The sequence below is a fragment of the Nonomuraea cavernae genome, assembly GCF_040655715.1.
GTDB classification, from domain to species: Bacteria; Actinomycetota; Actinomycetes; order Streptosporangiales; family Streptosporangiaceae; genus Nonomuraea; species Nonomuraea cavernae_A.
Genome location: NZ_JBFAKL010000015.1, coordinates 15234 through 40745, shown reverse-complemented (window position 1 = coordinate 40745; position 25512 = coordinate 15234). Strand labels below are relative to the sequence as shown.

Here is a 25512-nt window from a genome sequence, read left to right as displayed (position 1 = left end):
GCGGACAGCGGCCCCTGCCCCGGCTGGGTCTGCGCAACTGGCGCGTGAGATGGCGCCTCACGGCGCTCATCCTGGTCCCCACCGTTGTCGGCGTCGGGCTCGGGGGAGCCCGCGTGGTGGGGTCGGTCCAGAGCATCAACGACTACGACCGTACGGCCGTCGCCGCCGAGCAGGCCGGCCGGATCCGCGACCTGGTCGAGGCGGTCGGCCTGGAGCGTGACACGGGCGGCTGGCTGGACGCCGCCAAGCAGTTGAAGAAGAAGCTCGCCGACCCGTACGCCGAGCGCAGGGCGCAGGTCAACACCCTCGTCCAGGCCGTGCAGGCCGACCTCGCCACGATGGACGAGTCCTACGGCCCCCGCGTGCTCGACGTCGTCAGGCGCGCCCACGCCGACCTCGGCAAGCTGGACAGCGTCCGCAAGGAGGGCCAGCGCGACACCACGCGCTACGACTCCCTGCTCGACACGCTGCTCCGCCTGCACGACGAGCTGAGCCTGCTCAGCGACGACTCGCAGATCATCGGCCAGTTCCGCGCCCTGAGCGCGCTGGCTCGCGCCAAGGAGCAGGTCTCCCGGCAGCGCGTGCAACTGCTGAAGGGCTACTACAACTCCGCCAGCGTCGACGCCAAGGAGGTCGAGCGGTTCATCGCCGCCAACGCCGCCCAGCGCACCCAGATCGCCCTCGTCGGCCAGGAGGCGGGCCCGCAGGTCGGCATGGCGCTGCAGAAGGCGCTGACCCGGCAGGAGTACTACAACACCGAGCTCACCAAGTCGCGTGCGATCACCCTGGCCAGCGGCAAGGCGCCGGGCGTCAGGATCAGGCAGAACCTTCTCGCCGCCACCGGCCCCGACAAACCGGCTCCCGACCAGTGGTTCGACGACAACGCCACCACGATCGCCGCCCTCCGCTCGGTCGAGGAACCATTGAGCACGCAGGTGACCCTGCGCAGCCAGGACCTACGTGACGCCGAGATCCGTAATGCGATCATAGCGGGTGCTTTGATCTTGGCGTTGCTTTTGCTGGTTTTGTTGCTCACTGTCGCCATCGCCCGCTCGATGGTCACGCCGCTGCGCCGCCTGCGCACCGAGGCCCTGGAGATCGCCGGCTTCCGGCTGCCCGACGTGGTCCGCAAGCTGCGCGTCTCGGGCGACGCCGCCACCGACATCCGCCCGATCGACGTCGAGGGCAACGACGAGATCGGCGAGGTGGCCAAGGCCTTCGACCAGGTCCACCGCCAGGCCGTACGGCTCGCCGGCGAGGAGGCCGAGCTGCGCGGCAACATCAGCTCGATGTTCGTCAACCTCTCGCGCCGCACCCAGACGCTGGTGGAGCGGCAGATCTCGCTGATCGACGGGCTGGAGAAGGGCGAGCAGGACGGTGGCCGGCTGTCCGACCTGTTCAAGCTCGACCACCTGGCCACCCGTATGCGGCGCAACTCCGAGAACCTCCTCGTCCTCGCCGGCCACGAGCCGACCCGCAGGCGCAGCCAACCGGCCAAGCTGGTCGACGTGGTCCGGGCCGCGCTGTCGGAGGTCGAGGGCTACGAGCGCGTCCAGGTCAAGGTCCACCGGGGCACCTCGGTGCTCGGCAGCGCCGCCAACGACCTCGTCCACCTGGTGGCCGAGCTGGTCGAGAACGCCATCCAGTTCTCGCCCAGCAACGCGCAGGTCACGGTGACCAGCAGCTACGTCGAGGGTGGCGGCGCGCTGCTGTCGGTGAGCGACTTGGGCATCAGCATGACCGACGAGGAACTGGCCGAGGCCAACCGCAGGCTGGCCGAGCCGCCCGTGGTCGACGTGTCGGTCTCCCGGCGCATGGGCCTGTTCGTGGTCGGCCGCCTGGCGCTGCGCCACGGCATCCGCGTCCAGCTCCGCAAGGGCGACGGCACCGGCCTGATCGCCATGGTGCTGCTCCCTCCGGCGCTGATCGCCGACGGTGCCCAGAAGCCGCTGCCGCAGCGCCCGGCGTTCGGCGGCGGCCTGGCGTCGTCCCCCTCGTCCACCCCGCCGACCGGCGTGCCCGCCCAGAACGGCACCTTCCGCTCGTACACCGGTTACGACTCCACGGAGGTCACCGGGACGGGACCGGTGCGCTACGGGGGGCCGCCCTTCACCGCCGACACCGACGGCGGCGCGGCGGCCGGGCGGCCCCGGTCGTACGACACGGGCGGCTACCCGTCCTACCCCAGCCCCGCCTATCCCAGCGTCGACCGGCCCGGCTCCCTCCCCTCCCGTCCTTCAGCCGGATCCGGTAATGGCGCGTTCCAGACGCCGCCTCCCGTCGGCAGGCCGTACAACAGCGACGATGTCCGCAGGCCGGCACCTCCTCCCTCGGTGAACGTCTCGCCGGTGGAGCCGGAGCAGGAGGAGTATCTGCCGATCTTCGCGGCGGTGGAGTCGGCCTGGTTCCGCAGGCCGCCGGAGGAGTCCGGGCAGGCGACACCGAACCGAGATGAGCCGAGCGTCTCACAAGCCGTACCCTCTGGGGAGGAAGAGTGGCGAACCGCCGCTGACGCCGGATGGCGGGCGGCGGCCGCCGCGAGCGACCCGAGTCTCGGTGGCGTCACCGCCGCCGGACTGCCCAAGCGCACCCCCAAGGCCAACCTGGTGCCCGGTACGGCAAGCCAGCCGGCCACGGGACCGCAGCGGCAATCGCAGCAGCAAGCTCCGATGCCGCCGGTCTCAGCCGACCGGATCCGCAGCAGGATGGCCAGTTACCAGCAGGGCGTACGGCGGGGTCGCGCGGAAGTACGTGAACAGGAGGAACGAGAGTGAGTGAGCGTCTTGCCAGGGAGGGCGAGTGACAACGCTTAGCCATGAGGCGCATCGGTTCGACTGGCTGATCACCGACTTCGTGCGGAACACGCCCGGGGTCGCGCACGCGGTCGCCGTCTCCGCCGATGGTCTCTGCCTGGCGAGTTCCGAGGGCTTCCCGCCGGACCGGGCCGACCAGCTCGCCGCGGTCTCCGCGGGCCTGCTGAGCCTGACCGTGGGCGCCTCGCGCGTGTTCGAGGGTGGCTCCGTCACCCAGACCGTCGTCGAGATGCAGCGCGGGCTGCTCATCGTGATGGCGATCAGCGACGGCTCGGTGATCACCGTGCTGGCCTCCCCCGACTGCGACATGGGGCTGGTCGCCTATCAGATGACGCTGCTGGTCGACCGGGCCGGTCAGGCCCTGACCCCGGCACTCCGCGCGGAGCTGCAGGCAGCCAGGACGCGGTGAGGCAATGACACCTTTGGGAGTGGGTCGTGTACGGAAGTGACGGAATCGGGGACGACGAGCCCCTCTTCCGTCCGTACGCGGTGACCGGCGGCCGATCGGAGCCGCGCTATCACCTTGCGATGGAGACGCTGATCTCGTCCATGTCCATTCCGGACGACGAGATGGCCTTGCTCACCCCCGAGCAGGAGGCCATCATGCAACTCTGCCGCTCGATCCGGTCGGTCGCCGAGATCTCGGCCCTGCTCCGGGTCCCGCTGGGCGTGGCTCGGGTGCTTGTGGCGGACATGTCCGATGAAGGGCTTGTCCGCCTGCACCAGCCACGTCTCAGCCAGGGACAGCCAGACCTCAACATGCTCGAAAGGGTGCTCAGTGGACTTCGCAGGCTCTAGCCCCGGCCTCACGTCGACGAAGATCGTCGTCGCGGGGGGCTTCGGCGTCGGCAAGACGACGTTCGTGGGGGCGGTGTCCGAGATTCTCCCGCTCACCACGGAAGCGGTGATGACCGACGCGTCCGCGGGCATCGACGACCTCGGCCTGACGCCGCACAAGCAGACGACGACCGTGGCCATGGACTTCGGCCGCCTGTCGCTCGACCGTGACTTGATCCTCTACCTGTTCGGCACGCCCGGACAGCACCGGTTCTGGTTCATGTGGGACGACCTGGTGCGCGGCGCCATCGGCGCGGTCGTGCTGCTCGACACGCGGCGGCTGGCCGACAGCTTCCCCGCGATCGACTACTTCGAGGAGGCCAAACTGCCGTTCGTGGTCGGCATCAACGGCTGGGACGGGCAGTTCCAGCACACGGACCATGATGTCCGCGAGGCGCTGGCGCTGTCGCCGAACGTGCCCATCGTCCGCACCGACGCGCGCAACCGCGACTCGGTCAAATCGACGTTGATCTCGCTCGTCGAGCACGTCGTCCGGCTCCGGGCCATGCCCGTCTCCTAGCTGCTCCCCGTGGGCCGGCCGTCCGTGGGCCGGCTCCAGCAGTCCGTTTTCCCCGCAGCCTGGCTCCCGGCAGTCCGGCTCCCAGCGGCCTGGCTTCCTTTGGGCGGGACGGCCGCTCAGGCCGTGCCGGCGCGCCGGTCCACCAGGGCCTGGATGCCGTCGAGGACGCGCTGCAGGCCGAACTCGAAGGCGTGCTCCGGGCTGTAGGCGCCGCCCAGGGTCTCGCCGGCCGCCTGGCCGACCCGGGCGGCCGTGGGGAAGCGGGACGCGTCGGCGATCCGGCCGAAGAACGGCGCGTGCGCGGCCCACCACTGCTCGTCGGTCATGCCGGTCTGGCTCTCGGCCTGCGACGCCTCCACCGCGCCTCTGGCCGTGCCGTGCACGAAGCCGGTGACCAGTGTGATCACCGAGTCCATCTCGACGTCCGTCAGCCCGATGCCGTCGACGGCCCGCAGCTCGTAGTCGTACTTGGCGGTGACGTTCGGGCCGAGCACCGGGCGGCTCGTCGCCACCTGGAGCAGCCACGGGTGGCGCAGGTAGAGCGCCCAGTTCTCGCGGGCGATCAGCTCCAGCCGCCCCCGCCAGCCGCCCGGCACCTCTTCCGGCCTGGCGGTCTCGCCGTAGACGGTGTCGAGCATGACATCGAGCAGTTCCGGCTTGCCCGGCACGTACGTGTAGAGCGACATCGTGCCCACCCCGAGCCGTTCGGCCACGCGGCGCATGGACAGGGCCTGGAGCCCCTCGGAGTCGGCCACCTCGATCGCCGCGCCTACGATCCGGCCGACGCTCAGGTCGGGCTTGCCCTTGCGGCTGGTCCGCTCACTGGTGCGCCAGAGCAGCGCGAGGCTGCGGGCGGGGTCTCCCTTGCCGCTGTACTCGATCACCCTCGTACGGTACTCAGTACGCTCCGGCCCTCCGGCCCCACCCCCGCGCCCACCCTGGGAAATGTCGGCTCAGAGCACCGTGGAATGTCGGTCGTGGTTCCGTGAAATGTCGATCGAGGGTCTGTGGAATGTCGGTACTAATCTCGTGAAGTGTCGGTTCGGAAGCCCGTAGGATGTCGGTTCAACAGGTTGGAGGCGTGGTGGACCTTGTATCCCGGCGGATCGCCGATCATGCGGTGGAGTCACTCGACTCGTTCAGAGTGGTGATCATCAACGGTCCTCGCCAGTCCGGCAAGACCACCCTGCTCCGGCAGCTCGAAGCCTGTCGCGGGGGCACCTATCTCACGCTCGACGACGGTGCTCTGCGCGCTGCCGCCCAGGCCGATCCAGGCGCGTTCATCGCCGATGGCCCCAAACCGATGATGATCGACGAGATCCAGCGTGGTGGAGACGATCTCGTACTGGCGATCAAGGCGGCGGTCGACCGTTCGGCGAGCCGTGGGCAGTTCGTTCTGGCGGGATCCACCAGGTTTTTGGCGACCCCGTCGCTGAGTGAGTCGCTGGCCGGCCGGGCCAGCGTGCTCGACGTGTGGCCCTTCGCCGAGCAGGAGCTCGCCGAGGGGAGCATGTCCTTTCTCAGCAAAGCCTTCGACGAGCCCGAGGCTCTCCGCACGCCGGGGGAGAGCGACTTCGGCAGGTCCGACTACTTCGAGCTCATCGCCAGGGGCAGCTACCCAGAGATCCTGACCATGAGGTCGGAGCGTGCCCGTGACCAGTGGTACGTCACCTACGTTCGGTCGATCATCGATACCGACATCCGAGAGATGGCGAAGATCGACGAGCCGAGCGGTCTCGGGCGGTTGCTGAGACTGCTGGCGGCATCCACCGCCCAGGAGCTCAACCTGGTCAAGGTGGGCAGCGACCTCGGGATCCACCGGACGACCGTCCAGCGCTATCTCGGGCTGCTGGAAACGGTCTTCCTGGTGCAGTCACTGCCTGCCTGGTCACGCAATCTGACCGCCCGCGCGGTGCGGCGCCCCAAGCTGCACCTCACGGACACCGGCCTCGCCGCTCACCTGCTCTCTGTCGACGCCGAAGGGCTGGCCGCCCGCGTCGCCCCTGCCCGCGGACCGCTCGTCGAGACGTTCATCGTCGGTGAGCTGTCCAAGCAGGCGACCTGGTCGCCGTTCCGGGTCGGCCTCTACCACTGGAGAGTCAGCCAGGGACCCGAGGTGGACCTGGTGATCGAGCGGACCAACGGCCGCGTGGTCGGCGTCGAGGCGAAGGCGACGGACGCGGTCGGTCTCGACGACTTCAAGGGGCTCGTCGCGCTCAGGGACTCGCTCGGTGACGGGTTCGTGCACGGGTTCGTGTTCTACACTGGCAGGCGGTCGTTGTCGTTCGGAGACCGCCTGACGGCGTTGCCGATCAGCGCTCTGTGGGATCGGTGAGGGCTCGGGCTTCGTGACGGTAGAAGGGCGTGGGCTCGGGTGGCAGGGGGGTGTTGCCGAGAATGAGGTCGGCCGACTTCTCGGCCAGCATCATCACGGGGGCGTAGATGTTGCCGTTGGTGACGTACGGCATGACCGAGGCGTCGACGACGCGCAGGCCGTCGAGGCCGTGGACGCGCATGGTGGCGGGGTCCACCACCGACATCTCATCCACGCCCATCCTGCAGGTGCAGGAGGGGTGCAGGGCGGTCTCGCCGTCCTTGGCCACCCAGGCCAGGATCTCCTCATCGGTGCTGACGCCGGGGCCGGGTGACAGCTCGCCGCCGTCGAGCGCGGCCCAGGCGGGCTGGGAGAGGATCTCGCGGGTGAGCCGGATGGCCTCCACCCACTCGCGGCGGTCCTGCTCGGTGGACAGGTAGTTGAAGCGCAGGGCGGGCTTGTCGCGCGGATCGGCCGACCGGACGCGGACCGAGCCGCGCGAGTCGGAGTACATCGGCCCGATGTGCACCTGGTAGCCGTGGCCGCCGGCGGGCGCCGAGCCGTCGTAGCGGACCGCGATGGGCAGGAAGTGGTACATCAGGTTGGGGTAGGCCACGTCGTCGTTCGAGCGGATGAAGCCGCCTGCCTCGAAGTGGTTGGTGGCTCCGGGGCCGCGGCGGCGGAAGAGCCAGTCGGCGCCGATGAACGGCCGGCGCCACCAGGCCAGCGACGGCTGCTGCGACACGGGCTGGGTGCAGGCGTGCTGGACGTACACCTCCAGGTGGTCCTGCAGGTTGGCGCCCACGCCGGGGAGGTCGTGGACGACCGGGATGCCCAGCGGTGACAGCAGGTCGCCCGGGCCGACGCCGGACAGTTGCAGCAGTTGCGGGGAGTTGATCGCGCCGCCGGAGAGGATGACCTCGCCGGCCTCGATGCGCTCGCCGTCGCAGACGACGCCGACCGCCCGGGGGCCGGAGAAGACGATCTTCTCCACGAAGGCGCGGGTGCGGACCGTGAGGTTGCGGCGCTGGCGCACCGGGTGGAGGTAGGCGCGGGCGGCGCTGAGCCGGCGGCCGCGGTGGACGTTGCGGTCGAAGGCCGCGAAGCCCTCCTGCCGGAAGCCGTTGACGTCGTCGGTGAGCGGGTGTCCGGCCTGCTGGACGGCCTCGAAGAACGCCTCGAAGAGCGGGCCGCGCGCGGGCCCGCGCTCCAGCTTGAGCGGGCCGTCGTCGCCCCGGTGGACCGAGCCGGGGTCCGCCAGGCAGCTCTCCATCTTCCTGAAGTACGGCAGGCAGTGCGCGTAGTCCCACTCGGCCATGCCGGGGTCGGCGGCCCAGCGCTCGTAGTCGAGCGGGTTGCCGCGCTGGAAGATCATGCCGTTGATGCTGCTCGACCCGCCGAGCACCTTGCCGCGGGCGTGGTAGACGCGCCGGCCGTTCATGTACGGCTCGGGCTCCGACTCGTACTTCCAGTCGTAGAAGCGGCTGCCGATGGGGAACATCAGCGCGGCCGGCATGTGGATGAACACGTCCCACGGGTAGTCGGGCCGGCCCGCCTCCAGCACCAGCACCGAGACCGAGGGGTCGGCGCTCAGCCGGTTGGCCAGGGCACAGCCGGCCGAGCCGCCGCCCACGATCACATAGTCGAAGCTCAACGCGGAATCCAGTCCTTCCACACGATCTTGTTCTCGTTCACCCAGCGCTCGGCCGCCTGCTCGGCGGTGAGCTTCCTGTTGATCATGTCGCTGGCCACCGCGTTCTGGTTCTCGTTCGTCCAGGAGAAGTTGCGGACCAGCTCGTACGCCCGGCCGCCGGTCTGGGCGAACTTCTTGCTCACGATCTTGTCGAGCAGGTACGGCGGGTAGTCGCAGGCCACCTTGGCCACGTCGGCGTCGCAGCCGATGGCGTAGGAGGGCAGATTGACCTTCACGAGTTTGACCTTGGTGAAGAGCCACTGCGGCTCGTAGAAGTACATCAGCAGTGGCGTTCTGTTCTTCGTCGCCGACTGCGCGGCCTTGATCAGAGCCGCTTCGCTGCCGGAGTAGACGACCTTGTAATTGAGGCCGAGGTTCTTGACGAGGGTCTCGTCATTTGTGACGAATGTCGGATCGCCGTCAAGGATCTGACCGAAATCACCGGATCGGGGGGTCCGAAAAAGGCTTGCGTACTTGTTCAGGTTTCTCCAGTCAGTGATGTCGGGATATTTCTTGACCATCCACTCAGGGACGTACCATCCGATCACCCCTTTGTTCCCGGTGAGACCGGCGGAGAGCGCGACCTTCTTCTCCTCGATGTACTGCTTCTTCAGATCGGGATGGCCCCAGTTCTCGACAATGACGTCGACCTTGCCCGTTTCGAAATCCCGCCAGGAATCGGCCTCCGTCATCTGGCGGGTCCGCACCTGGTAGCCCAGTTCGTGCTTCAGCAGGTAGGCGAGCACGGCCGCCTGGGCCTCGTAGCCCGCCCAGGCGTGCACGTCGATGTCGACCGTGCCCTTCGCGCCGGTGCCGGACGGGTTCTCCTCGCCGGAGCAGGCCGTCAGGAGCAGGACCGCCACCAGCGATCCCGCGAGTGTCTTGGTTCGCATGAGCGTCTCCACGACCGTGGCCCCGCCAGGCGGGGCCACGGTCAAGAGTCAGAGGGTCGGCGGGGTCGTCGGCGTCCGGGGCGTCCGGGGCATCTGGGGCGTCGGAGGCGAGGTCACTTGGGGATCCAGGCCTGCCACTTGGCCGTGTTGGCCTCGACCCACTTCTTGGCGGCCTGCTCGCCCGTCAGGCTGTTGTTGGTCATGTCGTCGGCGACGGCGTTCTGGTCCTCGTTGGTCCAGCTGAAGTTCTTGACCAGCTCGTACGCCTTGCCGCCGGTCTGGGTGAACTTGGTGCTCACGATCTTGTCCAGGTCCATCTCGGCGTAGTCGCAGGCCACCTTCTTGGGGTCGGCGTCGCAGCCCTCGGTGTACGGCGGCAGGTTGACGCGGGCCAGCTCGGTCTTGCTGAACAGCCAGTGCGGGTCCCAGAAGTAGAACAGCAGCGGCTTCTGCTGCTCCTGCGCCTGCTGGGCGCCCTTGATCAGGGCGGCCTCACTGCCTCCGGTGACGACCTTGAGGTCGAGTTTGAGGTTCTTGATCAGCGCGTCCTCGTTGCTGACGTACGACGGGTCGCCGAACAGCAGCTGGCCCTTGTCGCCCGACTCGGAGGTCTTGAACAGCTGGGCGTACTTGTTGAGGTTCTTGTAGTCGGTGATGCCGGGGTACTTGTCGACCATCCACTTGGGGATGTACCAGCCGATGACGCCCTTGTTGCCGGTCGAGCCGGCGACCTGGGCGACCTTCTTCTCGTCGATGAACTTCTGCTTGAGGTCGGGGTGGCCCCAGTTCTCGATGATGACGTCGACGTCGCCGGTCTCGAAGCCCTCCCAGGCGAGCTGCTCCTTGATCTCGGGCAGTTCCACGGTGTAGCCGAGCTCGTTCTTCATCAGGTAGGCGACCACGTTGGCGCTGGCCTCGTAGCCGACCCAGGGGTTGATCGCGATCTTCACGGTGCCGCCGGCCGACGCGCTGGAGCCCGCCTGGGGGGCGGCGGAGCTGGGCGTGTCCTCCACTTTGGCACCGCCGCATCCGGCGGCGAGTCCAAGGACGAGCAGGCCTGCGAGCAGGCGAATCTTCATACGGACTTCCTTCGATGGGGAGAGGAGCGCCTGTCGGCGCCCTGCGTGATGCGGTCGAGCATGATTCCGAGCAGGACGATCGCCACGCCGGCGGCGAAGCCCATCCCGAAATCGGTCCGCTGGGAGAAGCCGGACACCACGTCGTAACCCAGCGCGCCGCCCCCGACCAGCGCGCCGAGCACGACCATGGCGAGCGTCAGCACGATGCCCTGGTTGGCGGCCAGCAGGATCGCCTGGCGCGCCATCGGCAGTTGCACCTTGCGCAGCAGCTGGCCCGGCGTGGACCCGGCGGACAGGGCCGCTTCGACCACCGTGTGCGGCACCGCCCGGATGCCCTGCTCGACCAGCCGGATCACCGGCGGCGCCGCGTAGATCACCGAGGCGAAGATCGCGGTGAACTTGGTCGGGCCGAACAGCGCGAGCGCGGGCAGCAGGTAGACGAACGACGGCATGGTCTGGGCCGCGTCGAGCAGCGGGCGCTGCACGGCGGAGTACCGCGCGGAGCGGGCCGCGGCCACGCCCAGCACCAGGCCGATCACCAGGACGGCCAGCACCGCGACGACGACCATGGTCAGCGTCACCATGCTGTGCTCCCAGAGCCCGAGCAGCGCGATCGCGAGCAGGCAACCGAGCGCCGTGAGGGCAGGCCGCGGGCCGCTCGACCACCAGGCCAGCAGCAGCACGGCCGCGGCGACCAGCCACCACGGCGCCGAGGTCAGCAGGCTCTGCAGCGGGTTCAGCAGCGCCTCGCTGGTCACGTTCTTGATCGCCTCGGTGGTGTCGTACCAGTTGACCTCGGCCCACCGGACCGCGTCGTTCACCGGGCCGCCCATCGCGAGCACCCACTGGCCGGGGAAGGCAGGCGGCAGCGCGTACGTCAGCGCCACGCCGCCCACGACCAGCCCGGCGGCGGCCGGCCACCGCCACCGGCCGGCGCTCTGGTGGGCGCGGCGGCGGGCGGCGGCCATCGTGGTGCGGTCGAGGACCACGGCCATGACCACGATGGCCAGGCCGGCGGGGAGCATGATGCCGACGTTCTGGCGGGACAGGCCGCGGATGATGTCGGAGCCGAGGCCGGGCGCGGAGATCAGGTTGGCGATCACCACCATGGACAGCGCCATCATGATGGTCTGGTTGACCGCCAGGGTCATCGTCGACCGGGCCAGCGGCAGGTGCACCTTGCGCAGCGTCTGCCAGGAGGTCGCGCCGAGCGACGCCGACGCTTCGACCGCCACGGGGGAGACCTGCTCGATGGCCAGCGCGGTGATGCGGATGGCGGGCGGGATCGAGTAGATCATGGTGGCGATCGCCCCGGCCGGCGCGCCGATCTGGAAGAACAGCACCATCGGCGCCAGGTAGGCGAACGTCGGCATGATCTGCATGATGTCGAGCACCGGGTTGAGCGCCCGGCGCAGCCGCGGCGAGCGCCCGGCCCAGACCCCCAGTGGCAGGCCGATCAGCAGCGACAGCAGCACCGCGGTGCCGACCAGGGCCAGCGTGTCGACGCTCGACTCCCAGACGCCGAGCACGCCGAAGGTGGCGAAGCCCGCCGCCCCGAGCAGCCCGATCCGCCGGCCGCCCGCCAGCCAGCCGACCCCGGCCATCAGGCCGATCAGGCCGGGCCAGCCGAGCGCGTGCAGCACGCTCTGGAAGGCGACGAAGACCGCGCCGACGAACAGCCGGATGTAGTTGATGAAGTACAGGAAGACCGGGCTGGCGTTCTTGTTGTCGTCGACCCATTCGCGCAGGTCGGTGATCGCCAGGAACTGCGGGGCGTCGTTGTCGTGCGGGAGCGTTCCCGTCCCCTGGAAGACCAGATGGCCGGCGGCGAACAGGACCGCGATCCCCGCGGGCGCCAGCCAGCCGGGCACCCTGAGCCGGGAGCGGGTCGCGACTGCCGTGGCGCTCATGTCGTCGCCTGTACGGCCCGCTGGTCGGTGTCCTGCCCGGACAGGAACGTGAGGAGGTCCACCCGGTCCACGACGCCGGCCAGCCCGCCCCCGTCGACGACCCTGATCGGGCGGGACGAGGCCGAGGCGGCGGTGATGGCGTCCTTGATGACCGTCGACGCCGGCAGCTCGGGGCCGTCGAGCGGTTCGCCGGGCTCGGGCGGGCGGCAGATCCAGCGGAGCGTCAGCACGTGGCTGCGGGGCACGTCGCGGACGAAGTCGGCCACGTAGTCGTCGGCCGGCGCGCCCACCAGCTCCTCCGGCGTGCCGAGCTGCACGATCGAGCCCGCCCGCATGATCGCGATGCGCTCGCCCAGCTTGAGCGCCTCGGACAGGTCGTGGGTGATGAACACCATCGTCTTGCCGACCTCGCGGTGCAGCCGGATCACCTCGGCCTGCATGTCGCGGCGGATCAGTGGATCGAGCGCGCTGAACGGCTCGTCGAACAGCATGACCTCCGGGTCCACCGCCAGCGCGCGGGCCAGGCCGACGCGCTGCTGCATGCCGCCGGAGAGCTGGTCGGGGTAGGCGTCGGCGTGGCCGTCGAGGCCCACCAGCGACAGGATCTCCCCGGCGCGGGCGTGCCTGGCGGCCTTGCCCATGCCCTGGATCTCCAGGCCGTAGCCGACGTTGTCGATCACCCGCCGATGGGGGAGCAGGCCGAAGTGCTGGAACACCATGCTGACCCGGTGGCGCCGCAGGTCGCGTAACCGCGCCGGGGAGGCCTGGCCGACGTCCTCGCCGCCGATCCGGATCACGCCCGCGCTCGGCTCGATCAGCCGGGTGAGGCAGCGGACGAGGGTGGACTTACCGCTTCCCGACAGGCCCATCACGACGAACACCTCGCCGGGCCGGACGGTGAAGCTCACGTCTCTGACGGCGGCGGTGCACCCGGTCTTCTCCCTGAGCGCGGCCGGCTCCAGGAACCTGTCGTCGCACGTGAGCACCTTCTCCGCCGTTGGGCCGAAGATCTTCCAAAGCCCTTCGACTTCGATGGCCGTACTGTCGGGAGAAACCCCCACACTCGCCTCCTTGTTGACGGGGCTCAACATATGTCGTAGATAACGCGAATCTCAACGCTGTGACCTTCCGGAGACCGTGGCGCTCCTTCCGTGTTATCCGCCTGGAACGTGACAATCGCCCATTTATGGACACTTAACGCGCGAAGGGGTGCTTTCTAGCAAGAGATCGGCTAGAAAGGGGCTCCAGGTTCTCGGCTCATGCGTCACACTGAACGACTTTTGTCGCGTTATGGTCGCTTGGCCGAGCTGGTACGAATGTGTTCCAATTACCCGCACCTGCTGGATTTCCCCACAGGTCTCAGGACCTTTCATATACGCCGATTTCGGGCGAGAGGTTGCGTTCGGTGAGTACACAGTTGGGTGTGAGGCAGGCGGACGGAGGGAACTGGCGCCTGCGTAACTGGCGCGTCCGGGCACGGCTCGTCGCCCTCATCCTGGTGCCGACCGCCGCCGCCGTGCTGCTCGGTGGTGTCCAGGTGGTCGTGTCCACGGGTGCCGCCGCAGACTACGCCCGTACCAACCAGCTCGCCCAGCTGTCCGAACAGGTCGGCGAGCTCACCCATCTCGTCTCCGGCGAGCGCGCCAAGACCTCGTGGTTCATCGCCCAGGGCCGCCCCGAGGACGAGCTGCCCGAGGTGCGCGGCCAGATGGCGCACGTGGACGAGATCGTCAAGCAGGTACGCGGCAGCGCCACGCAGCTCGAGGGCGCCGTGACCGGCCGCACCGCCGACCAGATCGAGGCCATGCTCAGCCGCCTCGACGACCTGAAGGGGCTGCGCCAGCAGGCGATCGAGGCGGACCTGCTGTCCGGCCCCGCCGTCGAGCTCTACACGATCATCATCGGCGACCTGCTCAACATCCACAACGAGCTGGTCAAGGGCGTCCAGGACGACGAGCTGTTCCGCCAGACCCGCATGCTCGACGCGCTCGCCCGCGCCAAGGAGAGCGTCTCGTTCCAGCAGGCGCTGGTCACGACGGTCCTGGTCGAGGGCAGGTTCGACCAGGAACAGCTGAAGCGCTTCCTCGGCGAGCTCTCGCGCGAGAGCAACGAGCGCAAGCGCTTCGCCGCCGAGGCCACCGCCGACGAGCGCCGCTTCTTCGACGAGACCGTCAACGGCCGGCCCGCCGACCGCATGCTGTTCCTGCGCGAGCTGGTGCTGATCAGGGCCAACGCCGGGCTGCCGCTGCGCGGACTCGACCTGACCCGCAACGAGAGCGGGGCCAGGCGCGACGACGCCACCGAATGGTTCGAGGCGGGCAACGTCGTGGCCAACGCGATGCGCGTGGTCGAGGAACGCCAGGCCACCGGCATCCTGACCCGCAGCGAGTCGCTCAGCTCCGCCGAGCAGGCCCGGGCCTACGTGATCGCCGGCGCGGTGCTGGCGCTGCTCGTGGCCGTGCTGCTCATCACCACGGGCGTGGCCAGGTCGCTGGTCCGCCCGCTGCGCCGGCTGCGCGGCGAGGCGCTGGAGATCGCCGGTCAGCGGCTGCCCGAGTTCGTGCAGCGGGTGCGGGAGGCGCGTGACGGCTCGGTCGACGTCGAGGTGCCGCCCATCGGCGTCTTCTCCAAGGACGAGGTGGGGGAGGTCGCCCGCGCCTTCGACGAGGTGCACCGCGAAGCCGTACGGCTGGCCGGCGACGAGGCGCGGCTGCGCTCCAACGTCAACTCGATGTTCGTCAACCTGTCGCGGCGCAGCCAGACGCTGGTCGAGCGGCAGCTCACGCTGATCGAGCGGCTGGAGCGCGGCGAGCGCGACGACACCCGCCTCGGCGACCTGTTCAAGCTCGACCACCTGGCCACCCGCATGCGCCGCAACAGCGAGAACCTCCTGGTCCTGGCCGGCCAGGAGGCGGCACGCCGGTGGAGCGAGCCGGTCGAGCTGATGGACGTGGTGCGCGCGGCGCTCGGCGAGGTCGAGAGCTACGACCGGGTCAGCATCCAGGTCCAGTCGGAGGTCGCGATCGTCGGCCAGGCGGTGACCGACCTGGTCCACCTGCTGGCCGAGCTGGTCGAGAACGCCGTCTCGTTCTCCTCCCGCGACACCAAGGTCACCATTTCCAGCAACAGGATCAACGGCGGCGGGCTGATGATCTCCGTCACCGACAACGGCATCGGCATGAGCCCGGAGGAGCTCGCCCAGGCCAACTGGCGGCTCGCCCATCCACCCGTGGTGGACGTCTCGGTCTCGCGGCGGATGGGGCTGTTCGTGGTCGGCCGGCTGGCCCTGCGCCACAGCATCAGGGTGCAGCTGCGCCGCCAGGACATCGGCGGGCTGACGGCGATGGTGCTGGTGCCCCAGACGCTGCTCGCGCCCCTGCCCGGCCAGTCACCCGGCCAGCCGGGCGTCCAGGAGCAGGCCCCGCTCGTCCGGATCCCGGCCCAGCAGGCCGGGCCCGGGCACGCGCCGCCCGCGCCCATGCCGCCCGAGCACGCTCCCGGCCCGTCGTTCCCTGACACGCCGTCGATGCCCGGCCACGGCCATCCCTCCTACGACATCCCGCAGCCCCAGTCGTCGTCCTGGTTCACCTCGGACCACACGCACTCGGCCGAGATACCGGCGCCCGACTCCGCGATCTCGCCTCCTGCCGAGCGGGAGCACGACGAGTTCCTGCCGATCCACGCCTCCGTCGAATCCAGCAGCTGGTTCACCAAGGCGTCCGTCACGCGCGAGCCCGGCCAGGAGTCCATCCAGGACAGGCGTGAGGAGACGTGGTCGTCGCCGGCCGACGACGGCTGGCAGGCCGCGGGGGCGGTCAGCCGGCCCGCGCGGAGCGGCACCACCACGTCGGGGCTGCCCAAGCGCACGCCCAGGGCCAACCTGGTGCCGGGCACGGCTTCGCCGCCGCCCGCGCCCATGCCGCAGCCCCCGGTCTCGCCGGACAGGCTGCGCAGCCGGCTGGCCGGTTACCAGCAGGGCGTGCGGAAAGGCCGCTCAGAGCTAGAGGAGGACGCATGAAGCAGTTGAGCCAGGCGGCCAGGGACATCAACTGGCTCGTCAGTGGCTTCGTCGAGGAGGTGCCCGGAGTCGCGCACGTCGTGGTGGTCTCCGCGGACGGACTGCCGATGGCCTTCTCTCGCGGCTTCCCCAAGGACCGCGCCGACCAGCTCGCCGCCATCGCGGCCGGCCTGGTGAGCCTGACCGAGGGGTCGTCGCGCGTCTTCGAGGGGGGCGGGGTGACCCAGACCCTCGTGGAGATGCAGCAGGGGCTGCTCCTCGTGGTGTCCATCAGCGACGGGTCGTCGCTGGCGGTGCTGGCCGCGCCGGACTGCGACATGGGGTTGGTGGCCTACCAGATGACGGTCCTGGTCGAACGCGCCGGGCAGGTGCTCACACCCGCCGTGCGTGCCGAGCTCTCGGCCTCGCGCCCCTGGTGATGGGAGTGGACGTTGGCATCGTGGCATGACGGCGAGCCGGAGCAGGAGCGAAGTTCCCTGGTCCGGATGTACGCCGTCACCGGCGGCCGGACGGCGCCGAGGAGCGGGCTCGCCATGGAGGCGCTCGTCTCGTCGGCCACCTCGGCACAGCTCGGAATGACGTACACACGGGAGTATCGTGCGATCAGCGAACTGTGCCGCCAAGTGAGGTCGGTGGCGGAGGTGTCGGCGTTGCTGGCCATCCCCCTGGGAGTGGCGAGGGTGCTGGTCGCGGACATGGAGGCGGAAGGGCTGGTCAGGGTCTACCAGCCACAGTTGGAGGCAGGGCTGCCTGACAGGCGCCTGCTCGAAAGGGTGCTCAGTGGACTTCGCAGGCTCTAGTTCGGGCCTCACCTCGACGAAGATCGTGGTCGCGGGTGGATTCGGTGTCGGGAAGACGACGTTCGTGGGAGCGGTGTCCGAGATCATGCCGCTGACCACGGAGGCGGTGATGACGGACGCGTCGTCGGGCATCGACGACCTGGCGCACACGCCGGGCAAGACGACCACGACGGTCGCGATGGACTTCGGGCGGATGGCGCTCGACCGTGATCTGCTCCTCTACCTGTTCGGGACTCCGGGCCAGCACCGGTTCTGGTTCATGTGGGACGACCTGGTGCGCGGCGCGATCGGAGCCGTGGTGCTGGTCGACTCGCGGCGGCTGGCCGACAGCTTCCCGGCGATCGACTACTTCGAGGACGCCAAGCTGCCGTTCGTGGTCGGCCTCAACGGGTGGGACGGTCACTTCCCGCACATGGAGAACGAGGTGCGGGAGGCGCTCACGCTCTCTCCCCACGTGCCGGTGGTGCGCACCGACGCCCGTGCCCGCGAGGCGGTCAAGAAGACGCTCATCGCGCTGGTGGAGCACGCCATGACCGTCCGCGCGCACTGACCGGCCGTCCCCGCGCCCGCCTCAGGACTGAGCCGACCACCAGGTGGCCGCGACCAGCTCCGCCACCAGGGTCTCGGTGAGCAGGGCGACGTCGCGGTCGTCGTCGTGGCGATAGCGGATCGAGGCCGCGGCGCCCTTGAGGCCGGCGCCCACGGCCACGACCGTCGAGCCGCGCTCGCGTACCCAGTCCATGGCCTGCTCGTCGTAGCGGGAGCCGGGGAAGAACAGCGCCCGGTAGTCGAGGGTCTTGGTGAGGTAGACGTCCACGTGCGACCAGTCGCCCGTCTCGCAGGCGTCGGCGGGCCGGCGGGGGCCCTCGCGCAGCATGAGGGCCGACTGCTCGGCCGACGACAGGTGCTCGGCGGGCGCGACGGCGTAGACGCCGTGCGGGCCGTCGAGGAGTTCGAGCGCCGTGGGGAGCCACTCGTCGCGGCGGTCCAGCAGGTCGGCGGTCGCCTCGGCGGCCCGCCGCACCAGAGCCGCCACGTCGAGCTCCCGCCGGGCGCCCGTGAGGTGTGACTGCAGGGCGAGCAGCAGGGCGAGGGTGTGCTGGAACGTCCGGCACGCGACGCCGCCCCGCTCCTCGCCCGCGAGCAGGGGGACCACCAGGTCGGCCGGCTCGCCGACGGCCGCGCCGGGGTCGTTGGTGAGCGCGGCCATGAACACCTCGGTGCCCGCGTAACGGGCCACCGCGTCCAGGGTCTCGCGACTGCCGCCCGTGGCCGAGATCGGCACGACCAGCGTGCCACGGGACGCCGGGAAGGTGGCCGCGGCCGAGGCGTACTCGGCGTAGGCGTCGAACCCGGCGGCGCGCAGCCGGAGGGCGGCCACGCCGGCGGCGTAGCGGGAGCTGCCCATGCCGAGGAAGAGCACCCGCTCGATGTCCCGGGGCAGGGACTCGAAGGGGTCGGCGGTCTCCAGCGACTCGGCCAGGGCGGCCAGGGCGGCCGGCTTGGCCTCCAGGTCGGCCAGGTACAGCTCGGGGTTCACGGTGTCTCCTTGGTGTCGTCGTACCAGGCGCGCAGCACGCCCATCGGGGCGTAGCGCCAGCGGGGCAGGTGGCGGGCGGCGTAGATGAGCTCGCGGCACTCCTGCTCGATCTCGAACGGGCGGATCAGGGACTCGTCCAGCAGGTGCCGTCCGTCACGCTCGGCCAGCCGGTCGCGGTAGGCGTCCAGCAGCAGGCCGCGGGCCGTGCGGGCCCAGTCGGCCGCCCGGCCGGGCGGGGTGCCGCGGCGCTTGACGGCCACCTGGGCGACGTGTTCCAGGCTGGTGGTGAGCTGGGCCAGGTCCCGGGCCGCCGGCTGGTACGGCTCGGCCTCGGTGACCGTCGGGTTGCCGTCGAAGTCGATCACCGCGTAGCCGTCGCGCCAGCGCAGGATCTGACCCACGTGCAGGTCGCCGTGGATGCGGATCAGCGGAGTGGTGATCGGCGCGGTCAGGGGGGCGAGCTCGCGCCGGAGGTCGCCGGCCCTGGAGGCCAGCCACCGGCCGTCGTCGCCCTCGGTGAGGTCGAGCGCCTCCCGCAGCGCCCGCTCGGCGCGGCCCGCCGCGCGCAGCGGGCCGGCGGGCGGCCCGGCGCCGGGGAAGGTGGCGAGGGCGAGGTGGAGGTCGGCGGCGAGGCGGCCGAGGTCGCCGGCGAAGGCGGTGCGCCCGGCCTCGGCCTCGTCGACGCACCACTCCCAGCCGTCCCGTGCCTCCGGCAGGTAGCCCGTGACCAGGGCCAGCAGCACCTCGCCGGACTTTTCACGGAGAGTCAGGGCCGCGTAGGGAGGCGCGGTCTGATTGAAGCCGGCCTCAACGAGATGGGCCAGCACGTCGACGGCCGGGTGCGGCATCGGCGCGGGCGGTGTCAGCCACTTGACAACGACCTGATCACCTACGACGACCGAATAGTTTGTCTGATCGACGTGCTCGCCGAAGGCGCGCTCGCCTGGGACCCCGGGCTGGAAACCGGCGTTGTGGTGCGAGAAGCTGGGCAACTGCTGGAACCGGCGGAGCCCGAAGGGCTGCGGCACGTCGCCGTCCAACAGCGTGATCAGCGCGGCGGTGAGACCGCGATCTCGCTCTGTGAGATTTCTCTCACCCAGGGAGATCAAGCGTCTCCAAATTGAATCCGAATTCAACAGTCTGACCAAACTTCCAGGTAGCAATGTCAGCAAAAGTCTTGCTCATGTTGATTTCGCCTGCAACACTCCTGCTCTGGTCTCCCGTGCCCGGTTGGTCGCGTGACCCCTCGTACCTCGGATCCAAAGGAGTAGCGGCCGTGTTCCGTACCCGGTTCACCCGTCGTCTTCCGGCCGCCGTCGCGGTGGCCGGCCTCGCGCTCGCCGTCGCGGCGTGCGGCGGTGAGTCGACCGATAGCGCAGAGACGGCCCCGCAGGCGACGGCCGCCCAGCTCAACCCCAATGCCGACCTCTCGAAGCAGTCGCTCAACGTGACGGTGTGGGACGGCTACACGCCCAAGGAGCTGACTGAGAAGTTCAAGGAGAAGTTCAAGGTCTCCGACATGAAGATCGCGCTGCACGCCACCAACGAGGAGGCGATGACCAAGCTCACCGCCACCGGCGACAGCGGCATCGACGTGGCGTTCGTGTCGGGTCAGTACGCGCAGGCGCTCAACGAGCAGGGGCTGCTGGAGCCGATCCACCCCGAGCTGATCCCCAACCTGTCCAACCTGTACCCCGAGGCCACTCAGCTCTCCTACGACAAGGGCAACAAGATCTCCGTGCCCTACACTTGGGGCACGACCGGCATCTGCTACCGGAGCGACCTGGCGAAGACGCCGCCCACGAGCTGGAACGACCTCCTCAAGCCGCCGGCCTGGGCCGACAAGAAGGTCACCCTGATGACCACCGAGCGCTGGCTGGCCCTGCCCGCGCTCAAGTCCCTGGGCTACTCGGTCAACACCGACAAGGACGAGGAGATCGCCAAGGCCAAGCAGTTGCTGCTCGACGCCAAGCCGCACCTGCTCAAGTTCGACGACACCACCTTCGGTGACCTGCTCGTGTCGGGCGAGGCGGTCATGGTCGAGGCGTGGGACGGCTGGTGCCCGACCACGGACGAGAAGCAGAACATCAAGTTCGTGGTGCCGAAGGAGGGCAGCGACCTCTGGGTGGACACCATGGTGATCATGAAGTCCTCCAAGAACAAGGAGGCCGCGCACGCCTTCATCAACTACATCCTGGACCCCGAGATCCACCGCTGGGCCGCCGAGAACATCAACTACAAGGTGCCCAACAAGGCCGCGATGGACCAGGTGAAGGTCCCCCCGGGCTCGCTGCTCGGCATCAAGCCCGCCGAGCTGCTCGACGGTGAGTCGATCATCGACCTGGGACAGGCGTCGACGAAGTTCGCGCGGCTGTCGCAGGAAATCACGGCAGATTAACGGCAGATCAGTCGCAGTGAAACCGCAAGCTGCCGCCCGGCCGGCCTCCCCCGCGAGGGAGCGCCGGCTGGGCGCGTTCGTGTTCCTCGCGCCGGGCCTGGTCTACCTGGTCGTGCTGATGCTGGTGCCGCTGGCGCTGGTGCTCAGCAACGTCTTCTTCCAGCGTGGACGCTTCGGCGGGATCGTCTACGAGTTCACCGGCGAGAACTTCACCCGCCTGGTCGACCCGCTCTACCTCGGGGTGGTCGCCGACTCGCTGAAGATCGCCACCGTGACCACGCTGATCGCGCTGCTGCTCGGCTACCCGACGGCCTACCTGATCGCCCAGCTGCCGTCGAAGTGGCGGACGATCGCGCTGGTGGCGATCGTGCTGCCGTTCTGGACCAACTTCATCATCCGGGTCTACGCCTGGATCATCCTGCTCAACGGGCAGGGGCTGGTGAACTCCGGTCTGAAGGCGCTCGGTTTCGACCCGCTCGAACTGCTCTACAACGACGGGGCCGTGGTCACCGGGCTGCTCTACTCCTACCTGCCGCTCATGGTGCTGCCGCTCTACGCCGCGATCGACAAGCTCGATCCGCAGCTGCGCGAGGCGTCGGCCAACCTGGGCGCCTCGCCGTTCACCACGTTCCGCAAGGTGACGCTGCCGCTGACCGTGCCGGGTGTGATGACGGGCTCCCTGTTCGTGTTCGTGCCGAGCTTCGGCAACTTCGTCATCCCCGAGATGCTGGGCGGCGGTAAGTCGATCATGGTGGGCAACCTGATCCGCAGCGAGTTCCTGAAGGCCCGCGACTGGCCGTTCGGCTCGGCGCTGGCCACCGCGCTCGTCGCGGTGCTCGTCCTGCTCCTCATCGCGCAGGCCTGGGCGGCCCGCCGTGCGTAGGTCGAGGCTGCTGCACGTCCCGTTCTGGTTCACGTACGTCTTCCTGTACGCGCCGATCATCGTGCTCGTCGTGATGTCGTTCAACTCCGGCAAGTCCGCTTACACCTACGAGGGCTTCAGCCTCAAGTGGTACGGCGTGCTGGCCCAGGACGCGAAGGTCATGGAGGGCCTGGTCAACACGCTGATCGTGGCGGTGGGCTCGACGGTGATCGCCACCGTGCTGGGCACGCTGCTGGCCGTCGGCCTGGCCAGGCACACCCGGTCCAAGACGCTCGACGCGGTCGCGCTGATGCCGGCCGTGCTGCCCGACCTGGTGCTCGCGATCGGCCTGCTGGTCTTCTACGGCGTGGTGCAGTTCACGCTCGGCCTCCATTCGGTGACCCTGTCGCACGCCGTGTTCTCGATGGCCTTCGTCGCCGCGGTGGTGCGCACCCGGCTGTCGGGTGCCGACACCTCGCTGGAGGAGGCCTCGCGCGACCTCGGCGCCGGGCCGGTCACCACGTTCGTGAAGGTCACGCTTCCGCAGCTGGCGCCCGGCATCATCGCCGGCGCGCTGCTGGCGTTCACGCTGTCGCTGGACGAGTTCGTGATCGCCTTCTTCACGATCGGCAACCTGGAACAGACGCTGCCGATCGTCATCTACTCGATGATCCGTTTCGGGGTCACGCCTGAGATCAACGCGCTGGGCGCGATCCTGCTGCTGGTGAGCTTCACCGCGGTGATCGTGGGCCAGCGCCTGACCAAGATCGGTGAGTCACGTGCTCAAGATTGACGGGATCACCCGCCGGTTCGGCGACGTGACCGCGCTCGACGACGTCTCCCTGGAGATCGGGCAGGGAGAGTTCTTCGCCCTGCTCGGCCCCTCGGGCTGCGGCAAGACCACGCTACTGCGCATCATCGCCGGGTTCGAGACGCCCGACGGCGGCACCGTCACGCTCGACGGCGAGGACCTGCTCGGCAGGCAGCCGAACCGGCGGCCGATCAGCCTCATGTTCCAGTCGTACGCGCTGTTCCCGCACATGACCGTGGCCAAGAACGTCGCCTACGGCCTCGAACGCGAGAAGCTGCCCCGCCGGGAGATCAAGAAGCGGGTCGGCGAGGTGCTGGAGACCGTGGGGCTGTCCGCCCACGGTGACCGCAAGCCCGCGCAGCTGTCCGGCGGCCAGCGTCAGCGGGTCGCGCTGGCCCGCTCCATCGTCAAGCGGCCGCGCCTGCTGCTGCTCGACGAGCCGCTCTCGGCCCTCGACAAGAAGGTCCGCGCCGACATGCAGCTGGAGCTCAAGCGGCTGCAGAACGAGGTCGGCATCACGTTCGTGGTCGTCACCCACGACCAGGAGGAGGCCATGTCGCTCGCCGACCGCATCGCGGTCTTCGAGCACGGCCACGTGCGCCAGGTGGACGAGCCGGTCGCGCTCTACGAGCGGCCCCGCACGCCGTTCGTCGCCGACTTCGTCGGCGCCAACAACCTCTTCGAGGGCACCGCCGGCGCCGGGGCGCTGCTGACCGACGACTTCGGCCCGCTGCCCGGCACCTTGCTGGACGGGCTGGAGGAGGGGGCCAAGGCCCTGCTGGGCGTCCGGCCGGAGAAGATCCGGCTGGACGAGGCGGCGACGGCCTCCGACAGGCTCAAGGGCGCCGTACTCGATGTCAGCTTCTACGGCGGCATCTCGCACATCTCGATCGACGTGCCCGGTCACGTCAGGCCCGTCCTGGTGGCCGTCCAGGGGGCCAGCGGCGTGCAGCCCGGGGCCGAGGTGAATCTGCGCTGGGAGGCGCCCGACGCCGTCATCATCCCGGGGGCGCGATGAAGCCCCGGGGGTCAGTGGACGAGGTCGTTGCCCGTCGCCGTGCGCGCGTAGGACAGGATCAGCTCCGCGGCCTCCGCCGGGCCGATGAGCGGGTGCCTGGCCGTGATGCGATAGCCATAGGCGTCCTCCAGCGCGACCAGGTTGCGCGCGACCGTCAGCGAGTCGACGCTCAGCCTGAACACCCCGAGCGCCGTGCCGGTGTCCAGGATCGACTGGTACATCGACACCTGGCGGTCGTAGAGCGAGGTGAGCAGCACGCCGTACATCCGGTTGCGGCCGGCGGCCCCGCCCAGCTCGTTGAGCAGCCGCACGTCCGGGTCGAGCGGTCCGGTCGGCAGCCCCGACCTGATCGTCATGGCCAGTTTCGCGACCGGGTCGGTGATGGTGGCGAGCTGGCGCAGCCGCTGCTCGTAGAACCTCTCCATCCCGGCGTGCTGGGCCTCGACCAGCAGCTCGCTGAGGTCGGGGTAGTGGTAGAGGACGGCGCCGGAGGTGAGCCCGGCCTCCTCGGCGACGTGCGAAAGCTGGACCCCGTCGACACCGTGCCGGATGATGGCCCGGCGCGCGGCCTCGATGAGGTCGATGCGCCGGTCGGTGCGGCTCTTGCGCTGGGCCATGCTCACCACCTTTTAGTCAGTAGTTCAGGAACTCATGACCATAGTGCCCTGAAGTTGACCTTCACGCTAGATGAGCATTTGAATTGCCGTTCAATTTAACCGCCCCGGAGTGCACGATGTCTCTCACCGTCCTGTTCATGCCAGAAAGCGCCTACGGGCCCACCAACAACTGCATCGGCATCGGCGACATCCTTCGCCGCCGCGGCCACCGCGTCGTCTTCGCCGCCGAGGCGTCCTGGAAGGGCAAGCTCGCGGCGCTCGGCTTCGAGGAGGACCTCGTCGACCTCGCGCCCCCGGCGGAGGAGGAGCAGGACGCGGGCCAGTTCTGGAAGGACTTCATCCGCGAGACCGCGCCCGAATACCGCAAGAGCACGCTGGAGCAGCTGGAGACGGTCACCAAGCCGATCTGGGAGTCGCTCATCGACGGCGCGAAGTACTGCGAGCCGCAGCTCAAGGCGATCATCGAGCGGGTCCAGCCCGACATCATCGTCGAGGACAACGTCAACACGTTCCCGGCGCTGCTCACGGCGGGCAGGAAGTTCGTCCGCATCGTCTCCTGCAACCCGCTGGAGGTGCGCGGCGAGAACATCGCGCCGGTCTTCTCCGGGCTGCCCGCGGGCGACCGGAGCGAGTGGGACGCCTTCCGCTCGGAGTACGACCGCACCCACCGCGAGCTGTGGAGCGCCTTCAACGAGTGGTGCGTCGAGCAGGGCACCGAGCCGCTGCCCGACCTCGACTTCATCCACGAGGGCGACCTCAACCTCTACGTCTACCCGGAGATCATCGACTACACGGCCGACCGTCCGCTCGGCCCCACCTGGCACCGGCTCGACTCCTCCGTCCGCGAGACCGACGAGTCCTTCGAGCTGCCCTTCGAGCGGGGCGAGGGCGCCCTGGTCTACTTCTCGCTCGGCTCACTCGGCTCCTCCGACGTGGAGCTGATGCAGCGGGTGATCGACGTCCTGGCCACCACCCCGCACCGGTTCATCGTCTCCAAGGGCCCGCTGCACGAGGAGATCAAGCTGGCCGACAACATGTGGGGCGCCGAGTTCCTGCCGCAGACGAAGATCATCCCGCTCTGCGACCTGGTGATCACCCACGGCGGCAACAACACCACCACCGAGGCCCTGCACTTCGGCAAGCCGATGATCCTGCTGCCGCTGTTCTGGGACCAGTACGACAACGCCCAGCGGGTCCACGAGCTCGGCTACGGCGTCCGGCTCTCCACGTACGGCTTCGCCGACGAGGAGCTGACCGGCGCCCTCGACCGGCTGCTCGGCGACAGCGAGCTGCGCGACCGGCTGGCCGCCGCGGGCGAGGAGATCCGCGGCCGCGACGGCCTGCGCAAGGCCGCCGACCTCATCGAAGAACTCGGACAGAAGTAGTCAT

23 protein-coding genes are annotated in these 25512 nt (G+C 69.4%); 14 read left to right on the top strand and 9 right to left on the bottom strand.

From position 1 onward, the window contains the following. The first annotated feature begins 44 nt into the window (after positions 1-44). The 4 genes from AB0I38_RS22155 to AB0I38_RS22140 are packed head-to-tail and all read left to right on the top strand — an operon-like array spanning position 45 to position 4170. Positions 45-2774 carry a sensor histidine kinase gene (locus AB0I38_RS22155; protein WP_358470952.1) on the top strand — a complete coding sequence of 910 codons (2730 nt, stop codon included), beginning with the start codon at positions 45-47 and terminating at the stop codon, positions 2772-2774. 25 nt (positions 2775-2799) lie between these two features. Further along, a complete protein-coding gene (locus AB0I38_RS22150; protein WP_189126202.1) occupies positions 2800-3222 on the top strand; it encodes a roadblock/LC7 domain-containing protein in 423 nt (140 codons plus the stop codon). 26 nt (positions 3223-3248) lie between these two features. After that, the gene (locus tag AB0I38_RS22145; protein WP_189126203.1) at positions 3249-3611 is read left to right on the top strand and encodes a DUF742 domain-containing protein; all 363 of its coding nucleotides are present in this window, start codon (positions 3249-3251) and stop codon (positions 3609-3611) included. After that, positions 3592-4170, top strand: a complete 579-nt coding sequence (locus AB0I38_RS22140) for a GTP-binding protein (RefSeq protein WP_358470947.1) — start codon at positions 3592-3594, stop codon at positions 4168-4170. The genes AB0I38_RS22145 and AB0I38_RS22140 overlap by 20 nt, the downstream gene beginning before the upstream one ends. Before the next feature lie 116 nt (positions 4171-4286). Here AB0I38_RS22140 and AB0I38_RS22135 read toward each other — a convergent pair whose 3' ends face one another. Continuing rightward, entirely contained in the window at positions 4287-5051 is a 765-nt protein-coding gene (locus tag AB0I38_RS22135) for a TetR/AcrR family transcriptional regulator (RefSeq protein ID WP_358471261.1), read from the bottom strand. A 200-nt stretch (positions 5052-5251) separates the two neighbouring features. Here AB0I38_RS22135 and AB0I38_RS22130 point away from each other — a divergent pair, with 200 nt between their 5' ends. Further along, positions 5252-6505 (top strand): ATP-binding protein, encoded by a 1254-nt coding sequence (locus tag AB0I38_RS22130; protein ID WP_358470944.1) that lies wholly within the window; start codon positions 5252-5254, stop codon positions 6503-6505. On the opposite strand, the gene betA is transcribed toward AB0I38_RS22130, so the two are convergent. The 5 genes from betA to AB0I38_RS22105 form a co-directional block, all read right to left on the bottom strand. Then, complete coding sequence (gene betA / locus AB0I38_RS22125) at positions 6483-8138, bottom strand: choline dehydrogenase (protein ID WP_358470941.1); 1656 nt, start codon at positions 8136-8138, stop codon at positions 6483-6485. The two genes, AB0I38_RS22130 and betA, sit on opposite strands and share 23 nt — an antisense overlap. Then, positions 8135-9070 (bottom strand): ABC transporter substrate-binding protein, encoded by a 936-nt coding sequence (locus AB0I38_RS22120; RefSeq protein ID WP_358470938.1) that lies wholly within the window; start codon positions 9068-9070, stop codon positions 8135-8137. Before AB0I38_RS22120 ends, betA begins: the two co-directional genes overlap by 4 nt. Positions 9071-9183: 113 nt before the next feature. Further along, positions 9184-10149 carry an ABC transporter substrate-binding protein gene (locus tag AB0I38_RS22115; protein ID WP_358470935.1) on the bottom strand — a complete coding sequence of 322 codons (966 nt, stop codon included), beginning with the start codon at positions 10147-10149 and terminating at the stop codon, positions 9184-9186. After that, a complete protein-coding gene (locus AB0I38_RS22110) occupies positions 10146-12059 on the bottom strand; it encodes an ABC transporter permease (RefSeq protein WP_358470932.1) in 1914 nt (637 codons plus the stop codon). The genes AB0I38_RS22115 and AB0I38_RS22110 overlap by 4 nt, the downstream gene beginning before the upstream one ends. Further along, positions 12056-13150 carry a quaternary amine ABC transporter ATP-binding protein gene (locus tag AB0I38_RS22105; protein WP_436838765.1) on the bottom strand — a complete coding sequence of 365 codons (1095 nt, stop codon included), beginning with the start codon at positions 13148-13150 and terminating at the stop codon, positions 12056-12058. The genes AB0I38_RS22110 and AB0I38_RS22105 overlap by 4 nt, the downstream gene beginning before the upstream one ends. A gap of 314 nt (positions 13151-13464) precedes the next feature. On the opposite strand from AB0I38_RS22105, the gene AB0I38_RS22100 reads away from it, so the two are divergent. From AB0I38_RS22100 to AB0I38_RS22085, 4 genes are all read left to right on the top strand, one after another. Then, a complete protein-coding gene (locus AB0I38_RS22100; protein ID WP_358470926.1) occupies positions 13465-16077 on the top strand; it encodes a nitrate- and nitrite sensing domain-containing protein in 2613 nt (870 codons plus the stop codon). Next, the gene (locus tag AB0I38_RS22095) at positions 16074-16496 is read left to right on the top strand and encodes a roadblock/LC7 domain-containing protein (RefSeq protein ID WP_436838764.1); all 423 of its coding nucleotides are present in this window, start codon (positions 16074-16076) and stop codon (positions 16494-16496) included. Before AB0I38_RS22100 ends, AB0I38_RS22095 begins: the two co-directional genes overlap by 4 nt. Before the next feature lie 66 nt (positions 16497-16562). Beyond that, entirely contained in the window at positions 16563-16877 is a 315-nt protein-coding gene (locus tag AB0I38_RS22090; RefSeq protein ID WP_358471259.1) for a DUF742 domain-containing protein, read from the top strand. Next, positions 16858-17427: a GTP-binding protein gene (locus tag AB0I38_RS22085; protein WP_358470923.1), complete on the top strand. Its 570-nt coding sequence runs from the start codon at positions 16858-16860 to the stop codon at positions 17425-17427. Before AB0I38_RS22090 ends, AB0I38_RS22085 begins: the two co-directional genes overlap by 20 nt. Positions 17428-17448: 21 nt before the next feature. Here AB0I38_RS22085 and AB0I38_RS22080 read toward each other — a convergent pair whose 3' ends face one another. Continuing rightward, positions 17449-18417: an SIS domain-containing protein gene (locus AB0I38_RS22080; RefSeq protein ID WP_358470920.1), complete on the bottom strand. Its 969-nt coding sequence runs from the start codon at positions 18415-18417 to the stop codon at positions 17449-17451. Continuing rightward, complete coding sequence (locus tag AB0I38_RS22075) at positions 18414-19526, bottom strand: hypothetical protein (RefSeq protein ID WP_358470916.1); 1113 nt, start codon at positions 19524-19526, stop codon at positions 18414-18416. The genes AB0I38_RS22080 and AB0I38_RS22075 overlap by 4 nt, the downstream gene beginning before the upstream one ends. Positions 19527-19693: 167 nt before the next feature. On the opposite strand from AB0I38_RS22075, the gene AB0I38_RS22070 reads away from it, so the two are divergent. Genes AB0I38_RS22070 through AB0I38_RS22055 form a run of 4 tightly spaced genes read left to right on the top strand, consistent with a single transcriptional unit; the run spans position 19694 to position 23506 of the window. Beyond that, a complete protein-coding gene (locus AB0I38_RS22070; RefSeq protein ID WP_358470913.1) occupies positions 19694-20815 on the top strand; it encodes a polyamine ABC transporter substrate-binding protein in 1122 nt (373 codons plus the stop codon). A gap of 16 nt (positions 20816-20831) precedes the next feature. Next, positions 20832-21698 carry an ABC transporter permease gene (locus tag AB0I38_RS22065; RefSeq protein WP_358470910.1) on the top strand — a complete coding sequence of 289 codons (867 nt, stop codon included), beginning with the start codon at positions 20832-20834 and terminating at the stop codon, positions 21696-21698. Then, positions 21691-22470 carry an ABC transporter permease gene (locus tag AB0I38_RS22060; protein WP_358470907.1) on the top strand — a complete coding sequence of 260 codons (780 nt, stop codon included), beginning with the start codon at positions 21691-21693 and terminating at the stop codon, positions 22468-22470. The genes AB0I38_RS22065 and AB0I38_RS22060 overlap by 8 nt, the downstream gene beginning before the upstream one ends. After that, positions 22457-23506, top strand: a complete 1050-nt coding sequence (locus AB0I38_RS22055) for an ABC transporter ATP-binding protein (protein WP_358470904.1) — start codon at positions 22457-22459, stop codon at positions 23504-23506. Before AB0I38_RS22060 ends, AB0I38_RS22055 begins: the two co-directional genes overlap by 14 nt. A gap of 11 nt (positions 23507-23517) precedes the next feature. Here the strand turns inward: AB0I38_RS22055 and AB0I38_RS22050 are convergent, their stop codons facing one another. Then, the gene (locus AB0I38_RS22050) at positions 23518-24123 is read right to left on the bottom strand and encodes a TetR/AcrR family transcriptional regulator (protein ID WP_358470901.1); all 606 of its coding nucleotides are present in this window, start codon (positions 24121-24123) and stop codon (positions 23518-23520) included. A 116-nt stretch (positions 24124-24239) separates the two neighbouring features. On the opposite strand from AB0I38_RS22050, the gene AB0I38_RS22045 reads away from it, so the two are divergent. Continuing rightward, positions 24240-25508, top strand: a complete 1269-nt coding sequence (locus AB0I38_RS22045; RefSeq protein ID WP_358470898.1) for a glycosyltransferase — start codon at positions 24240-24242, stop codon at positions 25506-25508. The last annotated feature ends 4 nt before the right edge of the window (positions 25509-25512 follow it).